General features: G+C 41.1%; 10 protein-coding genes. 7 read left to right on the forward strand and 3 right to left on the reverse strand.

The features are described 5' to 3' along the window. Positions 1-37 precede the first annotated feature (37 nt). The 5 genes from B3H30_RS08785 to lipB all read left to right on the forward strand — a co-directional run bounded on the left by B3H30_RS08785 (position 38) and on the right by lipB (position 7,034). On the forward strand, positions 38-1,708 hold the full coding sequence (locus B3H30_RS08785; protein ID WP_070561324.1) for a RagB/SusD family nutrient uptake outer membrane protein: 1,671 nt from the start codon (positions 38-40) through the stop codon (positions 1,706-1,708). A 272-nt stretch (positions 1,709-1,980) separates the two neighbouring features. Next, the gene (locus B3H30_RS08790; RefSeq protein ID WP_070561326.1) at positions 1,981-2,406 is read left to right on the forward strand and encodes a hypothetical protein; all 426 of its coding nucleotides are present in this window, start codon (positions 1,981-1,983) and stop codon (positions 2,404-2,406) included. Positions 2,407-2,471: 65 nt separating this feature from the next. Further along, positions 2,472-4,577 (forward strand): ATP-dependent DNA helicase RecG, encoded by a 2,106-nt coding sequence (gene recG, locus B3H30_RS08795; protein ID WP_070561328.1) that lies wholly within the window; start codon positions 2,472-2,474, stop codon positions 4,575-4,577. A gap of 510 nt (positions 4,578-5,087) precedes the next feature. Beyond that, positions 5,088-6,278, forward strand: coding sequence for a GTPase HflX (gene hflX, locus B3H30_RS08800; RefSeq protein WP_046672676.1), 1,191 nt, complete (start codon positions 5,088-5,090; stop codon positions 6,276-6,278). A gap of 60 nt (positions 6,279-6,338) precedes the next feature. Further along, positions 6,339-7,034 carry a lipoyl(octanoyl) transferase LipB gene (gene lipB / locus B3H30_RS08805; protein ID WP_286710262.1) on the forward strand — a complete coding sequence of 232 codons (696 nt, stop codon included), beginning with the start codon at positions 6,339-6,341 and terminating at the stop codon, positions 7,032-7,034. Positions 7,035-7,217: 183 nt separating this feature from the next. On the opposite strand, the gene B3H30_RS08810 is transcribed toward lipB, so the two are convergent. The 3 genes from B3H30_RS08810 to B3H30_RS08820 all read right to left on the reverse strand — a co-directional run bounded on the left by B3H30_RS08810 (position 7,218) and on the right by B3H30_RS08820 (position 9,480). Continuing rightward, positions 7,218-8,267, reverse strand: a complete 1,050-nt coding sequence (locus tag B3H30_RS08810) for a hypothetical protein (protein ID WP_286833928.1) — start codon at positions 8,265-8,267, stop codon at positions 7,218-7,220. 389 nt (positions 8,268-8,656) lie between these two features. Beyond that, positions 8,657-9,037, reverse strand: a complete 381-nt coding sequence (locus B3H30_RS08815; RefSeq protein ID WP_201640022.1) for a hypothetical protein — start codon at positions 9,035-9,037, stop codon at positions 8,657-8,659. 26 nt (positions 9,038-9,063) lie between these two features. Beyond that, positions 9,064-9,480: a hypothetical protein gene (locus B3H30_RS08820; RefSeq protein ID WP_070561335.1), complete on the reverse strand. Its 417-nt coding sequence runs from the start codon at positions 9,478-9,480 to the stop codon at positions 9,064-9,066. Positions 9,481-9,666: 186 nt separating this feature from the next. On the opposite strand from B3H30_RS08820, the gene B3H30_RS08825 reads away from it, so the two are divergent. Together B3H30_RS08825 and B3H30_RS08830 are read left to right on the forward strand one after the other, a co-directional pair. Then, complete coding sequence (locus tag B3H30_RS08825; RefSeq protein WP_286833930.1) at positions 9,667-10,902, forward strand: hypothetical protein; 1,236 nt, start codon at positions 9,667-9,669, stop codon at positions 10,900-10,902. Between the two features lie 43 nt (positions 10,903-10,945). Next, complete coding sequence (locus B3H30_RS08830) at positions 10,946-12,637, forward strand: HEPN domain-containing protein (protein ID WP_112375057.1); 1,692 nt, start codon at positions 10,946-10,948, stop codon at positions 12,635-12,637. Positions 12,638-12,693: the final 56 nt, after the last annotated feature.

The raw sequence follows: 12,693 nt of genomic DNA on the forward strand, positions 1-12,693 counted from the left end.
ATATTTTATATAGTCTTAAAATACAAACGATTAAAAGATGAAATTTAACATAAAAAACATATCCAAGTTCTCACTCGCTTTTTTAATGCTTGGCGGCACCTTAAGTAGTTGTACCAAGAATTTTGAGGACTATAACAAAAATAACATTGGCGTTACGGATGAGGATTTAAAAGGTGATGGCCAAGATCTTGTCATTTTCTTGCGAAATGCACAGATGTCTATTTACAATTTCTCGGGCGCGGGCGATCCCAATTCCTATCAGGTACAACAGAATCTAAATGCGGATGTATTTTCAGGTTTCTTCATGTCTCCTACTCCGTTTAATAGCGGGCAGAACAACCTGAATTACGCCATGGTAAATGGATGGAATGGAGAACCATTTAAAGTACTCTATTTGAATGTTATTAAATCTATTGAAAAGCTAAAAAGCAATGGACTTGCAGAGACTTACCCTGCATTATGGGGTTCGGCTTTGGTGATCAAAGTAGAAGCTGCCAGCCGAGTGACAGATATCTATGGTCCTATCCCCTATAGTAAAGTAGGCACCTCCAATACTGTTCCATACGACAAACAATCCGATGTATATGCTGCTTTCTTCAAAGAGCTCGATGAGGCTGTAACAGCATTAAAATCATACAAAGCGGATAGCCCAATGGCTGCTAAAATAGACCAGATCGATTTGGTATTTCCGAATACCGATAATCAGGTCAGATTTAAAAATTGGCTAAAAATCGCCAATTCGTTACGTCTTCGTTTAGCGATGCGTTTGGTTAAAATCGATGCAACTTTAGCAAAAACACAAGCTGAAAAAGCATTGGATCCAGCAAATGGCGGTGTATTGGAAAGTAATAGCGAAAACTTCAAGATCACTGTACCAGCAGATGGAACCTACAGCAACCCACTTTGGTTTATTTCCAAAAACTGGGCTGACACGCGTATCAATGCGACACTTTCGTCTTATATGACCGGATTGAACGACCCTCGTATCTCTAAGTATATGTCTCCCGTCATTAAAGACGCAACAACAACAGCTTTCGCGGGAAAATATATCGGAATCCGTGCAGGAGCAGACGGCATCGAAAAGGATAAATACCAAAAGCTATCGGCATTGAATACTGAAGGTACAACGCCAACTTTCGTAGCGACTACAGCACCGATATTAATGACTGCTGCTGAGGTTTACTTCCTCCGTGCCGAAGCAGCATTGAGAGGTTGGAACAATGCTGGGGGAACAGCGCAATCACTTTATGAAAAAGGAGTGGAAACGTCCTTTACACAATGGGGTGTATCAGCTGGGTTAAGCACTTATCTCAATGATAATACAAGTAAGGCAGCGGCTTACGAGGATCCTTTCAACGCGAAGAATAACGCAGCTTCACCAAGCGCACTGACCATCAAATGGAATGAGGGCGCTACCAACGAAGAAAAATTGGAACGTATCATTACGCAAAAATGGTTGGCGATCTTCCCTGAAGGACAAGAGGCCTGGAGTGAATTCCGCCGTACAGGATATCCGCGTCTATTCCCTGTTGTGGTCAACAATAGCGGTGGACTGATCGACACTAAAATACAGATCCGTCGTTTACCGTTCCCACAAAATGAATACAATACAAATGCAGCTGAAGTACAATCTGCAATCTCCTTGTTGGGCGGACCTGACAACGGCGGTACCAGACTTTGGTGGGATGTAAATAAGGGTAATTTCTAATCAAGAGATTAGCCGAGATAAATCTCAAAAAGGGGCAATCCATAGCTGGATTGCCCCTTTTTTATGATATCTTGAAAGTTAATCAAAGTTTCCAGATTGTTGTAACTATATTACAAAGTCAACTAAATAATGTTGTTTTAAACCTACAATACAACAGAAATCAACCACAAAAGATTTCAAAATCAAATTTCTCTTAACAAAAACTTAATAGAAAGTTCCTGTAGCAGAGATAAAGAATTACCCGTTCAATTAAAAAAACCAAGAAGAATATTATGAAAAATCTCTCAATCCTGGGTTTTATCACCCTCCTGGCATGTTGCATGCTATTTGTTGTTTGTAAATCAGAATCACATTTAGAAAATCCCTACAAGGACAAAACAGAAAAGGAACTCGAATCCCTATCCGATGAAAAATACAGTAAAATCATTGCCTTTGCGAGCCCTAAAGCATGTAGTGATGCCACAGAATGGGAAATGATAGAAATACGGACAGTATGTGGAACAAGTTACCTCCCCTATCATAAATCGGTAGACAAAACAACCTTGCAAAACATGATCAATGACAACAACCGACTAATGGAAATATACCAACCAATGATGGCGCCCAAAATAAATTGTATATCTTATCGCAAACCATTGGGCGTGATCTGTAAAGAAGGAAAAGCGGACATTAAATATGAAGAATCCGCTTCAAAATAGTTACTCGAGCCTAAGAAACAGCTCCATAAACGCATAAATTTTTCGTAATTTAGCCATCAAGAAGAATGGCTGAATTACGTTTAATTACCCCGATAGAATACCTCAAAGGTGTAGGTCCACAAAAAGCAGATGTACTCAAAAAAGAGCTACAGGTATTTACGATTGGTGATCTATTGACACAGTATCCTTTCCGTTATATCGACCGTACGGAGTTTCATAAAATCCGGAAACTTCATCCCGATATGATGGCTGCACAGGTGCTGGGCCGTCTGGTTTCTTTACAGCTCGTAGGCGAAAAGAGAACGAAACGTCTTGTTGGCTCATTCAAAGATGAGACCGGCTCCATGGAACTGGTCTGGTTTCAGTCCATCCCCTGGCTTCAAAAATCATTGAAAGTCGGATCCGCCTATATTATTTATGGCAAGCCGAGCGAATTCAATGGCCAGCTATCCATTACCCATCCCGAAATGGATCTGTATAACCCGCAGGTAAAACAGATCGGCAATATGAGTTTACAGCCGGTTTATTCATCGACAGAAAAACTCAAAAAGTTCAATCTGGATACCAAGGGAATCCAACGCTTACAAGAGACTGCTTTGGAAACCGTATTCCGCAGTATTGACGAATCGCTTCCCGAGGATGTGCTCACTAAACATCGCCTTATTTCCAGGCAACAGGCTTTTGCATCCATTCACTTTCCAAGCGATCAAAAGGAGCTGAACCAGGCCATCAAACGCATCAAATTTGAAGAGCTATTTTTTATTCAGCTGAAGCTGCTCAACAACAAGCAGCTCAACACACAGAAATTCAGAGGCCAGCGGTTCAATAAAGTCGGTGAAAAATTCAACACGTTCTTTAACGAGCGCCTTCCATTTCCTTTGACAGGAGCGCAAAAGCGCGTTGTGAAGGAAATCCGCATGGATACCAATACAGGTGCGCAGATGAACCGCCTGGTACAGGGCGATGTAGGTTCCGGGAAAACAGTTGTTGCCCTCATGAGCATGCTGCTTGCTGTCGACAATGGATTTCAGGCCTGTATGATGGCTCCTACAGAAATCCTGGCGACACAGCATTATCATGGACTAAAGCAGCTCGTGGGCGATGACATCGTCAATATCAAGCTACTTACAGGATCCACAAGCACAAAGGAACGCCGTTTGATCCACCAGGCACTGGAAGATGGCAGCTTAGATATTTTAATTGGCACCCACGCCCTGATCGAGGATAAGGTACAGTTCAAGAACCTGGGCTTCGTTGTTATTGACGAACAACACCGCTTTGGCGTGGAACAACGGGCCAAACTCTGGCGCAAGAATGTCATTCCACCGCATATGTTGGTCATGACAGCGACACCAATTCCACGCACATTGGCCATGACCATGTATGGCGACTTGGACATCTCTGTAATTGACGAATTACCTGCTGGGCGTAAACCGATTAAGACTGTTCACTTTTTTGAAAGCTCCCGTTTACGGATGTTTGGTTTTATGCGTGAGGAGATCGCCAAGGGAAGACAGGTCTATGTGGTATATCCCCTCATCAAGGAAAGCGAAAAACTGGACCTGATCTACCTTGAAGCAGGTTTGGAGAACTTACAACGTGAATTTCCATTACCACAATACAAGATCAGTATTGTTCATGGCAAGATGCCTGTAAAGGACAAGGACTTTGAGATGCAGCGCTTTGTCAAACACGAAACACAGATTATGGTTGCCACTACCGTTATCGAGGTGGGCGTTAATGTTCCCAATGCATCGGTGATGGTCATTGAAAATTCCGAACGATTTGGACTATCCCAGCTGCATCAATTACGTGGCCGTGTAGGCCGTGGTGCTGAACAGTCTTTCTGTATTCTGATGTCGGGCAATAAGCTGAGCAAAGAAGGACGATTAAGGCTGGATACCATGGTGCGTACCAATGACGGATTTGAAATTGCAGAAGTCGATCTACAGTTACGTGGCCCGGGCGACATCTCCGGCACGCAACAATCGGGTGTACTTGACCTCAAGATGGCGAATCTGGCGACAGATCAGGCATTGCTTACAGAATGCCGCAACACGGTCATTGCTATCTTCAAAGAAGACCCAACGCTACAAAGCGAAAAGAATCAGTTGCTGCGAAGCTTCCTCGCCAGAAAATCAGATGGCATTGCCTGGGACAAGATTTCTTAATCGCATGTCATTTTCGAAATAAAAAGCGGGGCCAGCAAATAAATCGATAACGTGTTTAAGTGAATAAATAGAGCGCATTGGGATCTAAAGGCCACTCGTCAACATAAATAGGATACGAATTGTTTTTATTAGTTCTTGAAGACAATTTATCTTTTTTGTATATAAAACCAAATTTATTTACTTTTGCATCATTATGAACATGATATAGAAAAATATCCCTTCTTTTACTAGGCAAAAGATGGCGACCGAACGCTTACATATTTTGAGTTGCCCTGGTAAGCAAATCACAGGAAATTTATTGGTTAATGGAGAATTATGTCATAATCGGCATCAGTCTTGTGTGGTGTACAAACGCATAAATTCTTAAATTTACCTTTTCAAACAAAAACCGGGCTTACAAGCTCATTGAAAATAATTTAAAAAGTGAACGTATAACAAGAGGTAGGCAATAGCATACATTGCAAAGCTTAATGACCTCCCTACTTCACTTGAAAGACTTAATAGTACAAAATGGCCAGAATTAAAATACACGATACAGCAATAAAACCCGAAACAGCCGTCTTGGTGAGTGTGATCACGCCAAGTGTGACGGAGACAAAAGCAAAGGAATATTTGGAGGAACTTGAATTTTTGGTACAGACTGCCGGTGGCGAGACCAAAGGCATGTTTACACAGAAACTGGGCTTCCCAGATCGCGCTACATTTGTCGGCAGTGGAAAGCTGGAAGAAATAAAAGCATACGTTGAAGCGGAGGAAATTGACATCGTTGTTTTCGACGATGAGCTTTCACCTTCGCAGCTGCGTAATATTGAGAAAGAATTGAAACGCAAGATATTGGACCGCTCCAACCTTATCCTGGACATCTTTGCCCGACATGCCAAAACTGCACAGGCAAAGACACAGGTCGAATTGGCACAGCTGCAATATCTATTACCGCGTCTGACCCGTATGTGGACCCACTTGGAACGTCAGCGCGGGGGTATTGGTATGCGTGGTCCGGGTGAGTCACAGATCGAGACCGATAGACGGATCATCCTGGACAAGATTTCCCTGTTCAAAGAACGCCTAAAAGCAATCGACAAGCAAAACGAGACACAACGAAAAAACCGTGGCGAGATGATCCGTGTAGCTTTGGTAGGTTACACCAATGTCGGAAAATCAACGATCATGAATATGATCTCCAAGTCTGATGTACTGATCGAGAATAAACTTTTCGCAACATTGGATACGACGGTACGTAAAGTTGTGATCGACAACCTTCCTTTTTTGCTTTCAGATACCGTTGGTTTTATCCGCAAACTACCGCACCATTTGGTGGAATGTTTCAAATCCACATTGGATGAAGTTCGGGAAGCCGATGTCCTGATCCATGTGGTCGACATCTCGCATCCGAATTTTGAAGATCATATCCAGGCGGTAAACGAAACATTGAAGGATCTTAAAGCACTTGACAAACCGGTGATTACAGTGTTCAACAAAATTGACCTTTATAAACCGGCCGTCGAAGAAGGACACGATGGTGAGGAAATCGAGGTCACGTTGGATGATTTTCGTAATTCCTGGATGGCAAAAAATTCTGATCCAGCAATCTTTCTATCAGCAACGAATAAAACGAATATCGAAGAGTTCAAACAAAAACTTTACGATATTATTGTGAAAATGCACAATGAACGCTACCCTTACAATAACTTATTGTATTAATTTTGACAAACAATGCTGTGAACGGGCCTTATACCTGTTCACAGCTTAATAAAATACGAAATGAACAAAGAGGTGCAGTTTCAAGATTGGGGCCTTGTCGATTATCAGGAAGCCTGGGACAGACAAGAATCCATCTTTAAGGGCGTATTGGACATCAAACATGACAATAGAGTCAATGCAACAGCAGCAAATACCCCAAATTACTTGATCTTTACAGCACATCCCCATGTTTACACCTTAGGGAAAAGCGGGCACGAGGAATACCTGCTCCTAGATGAGAAAGGACTGGAAGAGAAAGAGGCCAAATTCTACAAGATCAACCGTGGTGGCGACATTACCTATCATGGTCCGGGACAGATTGTCGGTTATCCGATACTGGATCTCGACAACTTCTTTACGGATATCCATCTGTATCTGCGTACACTGGAAGAAGCTATCATATTGTCCTGTGCGGATTATGGTATCGAAGCAGGGAGATATCCCGGGTTTACGGGAGTATGGATAGAACCGGATAAACCAACTGCACGCAAGATCTGTGCAATGGGCGTGCGTGCTTCACGCTGGGTGACCATGCATGGCTTCGCATTCAATGTCAATACAGATCTTGATTATTTCGGCAACATCATTCCTTGCGGCATCGACGATAAGGATGTAACGTCTTTAAAACGGGAGCTTGGCAAAGAAGTTGATATGGAAGACGTGAAAGGGAAACTTAAAGGCCATATTGCCCAACTCTTTGAAATGCAAATAGTGTAATTTAAGTTTTCAATAACATACAAAGGCCCTTTGAAAGCGGAATTTTAATCTCCTTTCAAAGGGCCTTACTTTTTTGAGCATCCCTGTTCCTCATGGTTAATAAAACCCCTACTAAAGACACAAACGAGGGACATTTTCAGACACTTGGAGGTCTTTACGTGACCCCGACGCTATTTCCGAATATCAACAATAATACATACACTCATAGCTGGCGAGTTTCCCATCAACAAATCTGAAAATAAATAATCCTGCATCGCCATTTTGAATATAGAAAGTATGTGGCGTTGAAATCCAGTCTGCCGAAAGCAGTTCACCAAAGTGGTTTACAAAGTCTCTTTCCGCATAATTGGCATCCATCCGCTGGTCCCCCAACACAATAGCTTCACCCGCACTAAAAAATAGCTTATACAAGGTTCCGACCACTTTGCCTTTATAATTTTCTTCAAAGGCAACGATCATATTCGGTGTTTTATAATAATACTGCGGCTCCCAGCCACATTCGGGCATATCGGGGATTTCGGTAACCCCCTGCAGCGCCAGTTGCTTCATTTGTCCATCTGTGATTTTACCATCAAATAAAGACACTCCTTTCCATTCGAAATGGAAGTTTAAGGCCTTCAGTTTCTTTGTGTACACTTCGGACTGGAACTCATGTTGAAATTTATCGGCCATTAACAGTTCAAAATCGATATCAACCTTGGGGTCCACTTTTCCCGCTTTGTCGTAAGATTCCTTCCAATAGGTAAGCGCCTGTTTTAACTTGGAATACTTCGTCCAGCCGATTTCACGTAGACGGCCTGCCTGTATCAGTTCTTCCTCCTGGTCCTTCCCTTTGACAGCCAAATATTCTTTAAGGACCTTGTCATAGCTTAACTCAGCACCCAAAAATTTCATCTGAATGTACTCCGGATTTTCATGGAAGTGGTCTCCGATGTAGACCCATCCATCTGTGTAGAGCGGCACATAATCGATACATACCATTTCATTGAGCCCCGCCCTACGCACAGCGGTACTTGTGGTATTGGGTGCCTTACGCACGCGCAATTGCGAGACCTGTACATAGAAATGTGGGCATTGAGCGCCTTCGGTTCCGCGATAGAAATATTGTTGTGGTTCTCTGGCAGACCTTTTTCCATCCATGGCACTTTTCAGAGGCTGACGGTCTATAAAACCGATATCCCCATTATTCACCTGCACTTTGTACTGCGTATTGGTGGAACCCAACAGATACACAGGTGCCTCTGTTGGAAAAACTCCCTAGAGGTCTTTATTATTTCCTGCTTCACGGAAAAGGTGCCCCCATGTTGAGGTATAAAGTGGCCGTTGACCCGCTGGCTGTGCTACTGCGTGATGCACAAACCAACTAACAAAAAAGCAGAGTATGAGTAATCCTTTTTTTGGCATAAAATTAATTCTTTGAATACATGACCAGTGGTCGCTCCATTGCGATCAACAGCAGGGAACGAGACATCAATAAATGCAACAGAAACTTTTCCTGGCTACCGGTCAAACACGCACCGTTGCAATAACGAAATTAAAACAAAAAGGAGGCCAATGAAATCACCGGAATCAGGTATTTTTTTGGGCAGGAGATTGTTTGGTTTCTAAACTACGCAATGTGGCTATTTGCGCTGTAATAAACTTACCTGACCTTCCAATGAGAGGATTGTTTTTTCCTGTGCCTTGACCGTTTGCTCTAAGGCATTAACCAGCTGTTTATAAATACCAAGACCTTCGGCAGTGAAATGAGCTGTTTCGGCAGGTAGAGCACTGAGTGCCCCCTTCTCATCCTTTCGCATCATAGTCCCTTCACCCATGAGCAACCAGGCTGGGCTAATGTCAGGATGTTTGGACAATATAGCCACCATAGCATCTGAACTGAGTGCAGTATTTTTCTGCCCTCCCTTAAAGTTTGCATAGGAAAGTTGCACATCTTTAAAAAATTCGGTCTTACTGATGCCTTTGGTTTCAGCGATCAGCAGCACACGTTCCTTTACATTCACTTATAGCTTTTTTAAATGTTGGCTGTTTATTTATTTCTTAACGATTTTATTTCTTGCTCTTGAATTGACAATAATCGCTCCAACGAAATAATTGTCTTCTCCTGAGATTTAATTGTGATATTTTGTGACGATATAACCTGTCTTAAGGAGTTGACAACGGCATTAGTAACGCCTTCAATTTCATTTGTCACATAACCCTCCTTTTCTTCTTCCTGAGCAAGAACGGGCTTTAGCATCTCACCTTCGCCTTTTAACAACCATTCGGAAGAATATGCAGGATATTTTTCAACAATACTAACTAACCATTTCGCCTGTACATCTGTATTGTTGGTTAAGGCACGTGTAAATACGCCTCTACTAGCTCCAACGGCAGTTTCAAAGGCTGTCACGCTCAGTCCTTCTCGATCTGCAATAACTTTAATTCTCGTTAAAAAAGAACTCATAATCAATAATTATCAATATAAAATTTGATTAATTGAAAATTAGTGTTTAAATTAGCTTAACTATTGATAATTATAAACACATCATTCACCAAAAACTAACAAATGAAACCAACAGGGCTATAGATCAGTGCACAGATCATTATGAGCCCAAGCAGCAGTTTCATCAACTTTAAAACATATAATCTGATGAAAAATACGCAAAAGAAACTAAAAGCGAAACATTTTCGCTATTTAACCCAAGAACACATCGACGATCCGATGAAATATCTCATTGGGTTCTTTGAAAGCGAAACATCCATACGTGACTGGTTAGCCGACCTAAATACGCTAATTAACGCGGCTTCAAACGCAAAGATGAACCCACCACGTTCCTCTACCGGATATCTCACTAGAAAATTAATTGAACAGGTGGAATTGGCCTATGTTATTTTTAGGAAATGTAAACTAAAAACAATAGAACAACCGCTGAAGTTCAACAAAGGCGTTTCAGACTACTGGAATCAGCTATTAGCAACAGACTCATCGGCAAGCAATATTGATACTGCAGCAGACAGCATTAGCCGTTTTTTTTCTTATGAGTCTTTACAACAATGGTACAACATTCTTGATGATTTATGGATAAGTTTAGGAGACAGAGATAATGGCTTTTTAGGCGACAACGGTCATGAAATTCTTGCTATAAAAGAATTCCTACTGCGCCTAGCTGCTGCTCTCGGAAAGATCTATGAAGATGCAATTCTGCCGAATACCCCTGAATCTTATCAGGAAAAAAATGTAAAGAGCGAAATTTCTGAAAATTTAGCGGAAGAAACTCCAACATCTGAAAAAATCAACACATTGACAGGTGAAATAAAGAAAAGTCCACAAAAGACCGAGACCCTCCAAAAAATCAAAAACATTTTGGGAGGAGAAGATCTACAGGACTGGCAAGCATTCATTAACAGCCTATATATATCAGCAGAGAGGGACTTTAAAAGCTGGGATAATGCGTTCAAAGTATATATTCCTGAAAGTAGATTTTGGCTATTTACCCAGTCAATAACACTCTTAGATATTTTATACGAGGAAGTCTTTTGGTTTGTTGATAGAGATGCAGAAATAGCATTAACTCCACGCCGAGAGGTCTCCTTATATTATATATTCCGGGACAAAAATAAAATTGGAAATTTCACAGCTCTATCACTACTGGAAGCGAGTTATCCAGAGTACTATCTCATTAAAATGCTATTTACCTATCCAATTTTCGATTGGCGCGACAACCTTACAGATCTCATGCACAGAGGATTCGTATTGAACAAAGGCACAGTATACTATGGGGATCTGGATATCCCTGAATTCCTCCTCAACTTTCAAAAATTGATTGAGCTCTGCTATCTCCTTACCAATAAAGATGAAATAAAATTTACCAAGGCGATCGCTTAGGAAATTTGTAAAACTAAATACAGCCATTTATTCAACCCATATTATGAATACCGATATTAACCCTATTATCGAGGCAATCCTTCGTGCTGTTGCTGTCGATGAAATCTACCAATGGACTTTTGACCACGATGGTAAAAAGTATCAGATGCTACAGGTCAATCTTACCTCAAATGCCGGAATTCGATTTTCCGACGCCAACAGTCTGATAAACAAAACTGTTGGCTCCTATCCCAATGTGTATATCAATGTGAACTTCACGCACGAAATACAACAAAAAGTGGATCAAGGTTTAGGCCGGGCCTATCTTATTTGCCAACCTGAAAACCGCATTTATCAGAATCCTGTGCAAGAGATTCCCCTTGTCTTACCCAATAATAAAAGTGACGAAGTCATCGAAAAAACACGGACATATATCGAAAAGGAAAAGAGCAAGATTCGATCTTTTATTGATGGCTACAATTTCTATTTTGAGCATAAAAATTATGCACACGCAGCATTCATGCTACATCAAGCTTTGGAGCTTGCATTTCGAACATCCGAAAATATCCTCGTTGTTGAGGATAAGAAGTCCCATTCCTTAAAAAACCATATAAACTATCTCAGAGCTTTCGACGATCGCCTCGGTACACTAGCCGATAATAACGAAAAAAAACAAGCTTTGGAGAAAATTAACAAGGCTTACATCGACTATCGATATCACTTTGATTATTTTATCGATGAAGATGTATTAGAAACAGCCTATCAGATTGCGATCAATACATTAAACTGGATATACGATTATTCCAATCTTCTCTACGAAGAAATAAGGGTAAAACTAACCATTCTTCAAAATAGTAATAACGAAGTTGAAAATTACAAAAATAACAATGATATATACAAAAAAAATTATTGTAACTCCAATTTTCGGGATCTTATTCTTAATGCAATTGAATGTTATTGTACACCTGCTTTGGTTGCTTGTTTTGGTTATGACTCTGATTATCACAGACACCATAATGCGCTCCAAAGAGCCAAAAAGGACCACATCACCCATTCCTACTATATTTTTGTTGCTTATGAGACTTTAAATGGCGAACTCAATAATTTAACACAATTCATTGCGGATATGCTTCCCAACAATGTGTCGCTCACGCTGGCCCTGGAAAACTCAGCCGTTTTCAGCAAACAGTTTTCAAAGGGTCATCCCTTTTTTCTTTCACTCCTGAAAGCAGGTGACATCTGGTTGCAAAATACATCCATGGCCAATATCGATCTGGAAAGCATCGTTGCCCCACAGCTAAATCTAGATTATGTACGTCAACAATGGAAGACGCGCTATAATAATGCGCGCACATTATACTTGCCTTATGAGGAATACTGCTCGGCAATAAGTATAGAGGCAGTATATTTTATGCTATCTCAAGCGCTGGAACAAGTTTGTCTTGGCGTAATCAATACCGTACTTCAATACAAACCGCAACGGGTCAACCTTACTTTCCTCATGCAACTCTGCAAATTGATAGTTCCTGATGCCTACTTCATTTTTTGCTTGGATCATCAAGATCAGCTTAACGCCTTCAAAAACATTACGGAAGCACAGCAGGAATTTAGATATAATGCAAATTATAAAGGAAATCCACTAACAATTATAGAATTGCAAAAACGCACAAAAACGTTTATAGAAAGGTGTAACCAAGAGATGGAAAGCTATTTCGAGAAAATTTCTAGCCAACAGCTGGTCGAACAAGTTGAATAGAAGGCCGATTATGAAGGAATAAACCAATTATAATTATGTCAAATAATTTGCAAATA

The sequence above is a fragment of the Sphingobacterium sp. UBA7038 genome, from assembly GCF_002494055.1.
Lineage (GTDB): Bacteria > Bacteroidota > Bacteroidia > Sphingobacteriales > Sphingobacteriaceae > Sphingobacterium > Sphingobacterium multivorum.

Coding starts and splice junctions, on each gene's coding strand:
- lipB (WP_286710262.1), top strand. CDS start 6,339: ATGAACAAAGAGGTGCAGTTTCAAGATTGGGGCCTTGTCGATTATCAG.
- hflX (WP_046672676.1), top strand. CDS start 5,088: ATGGCCAGAATTAAAATACACGATACAGCAATAAAACCCGAAACAGCC.
- B3H30_RS08830 (WP_112375057.1), top strand. CDS start 10,946: ATGAATACCGATATTAACCCTATTATCGAGGCAATCCTTCGTGCTGTT.
- B3H30_RS08790 (WP_070561326.1), top strand. CDS start 1,981: ATGAAAAATCTCTCAATCCTGGGTTTTATCACCCTCCTGGCATGTTGC.
- B3H30_RS08820 (WP_070561335.1), bottom strand. CDS start 9,480: ATGAGTTCTTTTTTAACGAGAATTAAAGTTATTGCAGATCGAGAAGGA.
- recG (WP_070561328.1), top strand. CDS start 2,472: ATGGCTGAATTACGTTTAATTACCCCGATAGAATACCTCAAAGGTGTA.
- B3H30_RS08825 (WP_286833930.1), top strand. CDS start 9,667: ATGAAAAATACGCAAAAGAAACTAAAAGCGAAACATTTTCGCTATTTA.
- B3H30_RS08785 (WP_070561324.1), top strand. CDS start 38: ATGAAATTTAACATAAAAAACATATCCAAGTTCTCACTCGCTTTTTTA.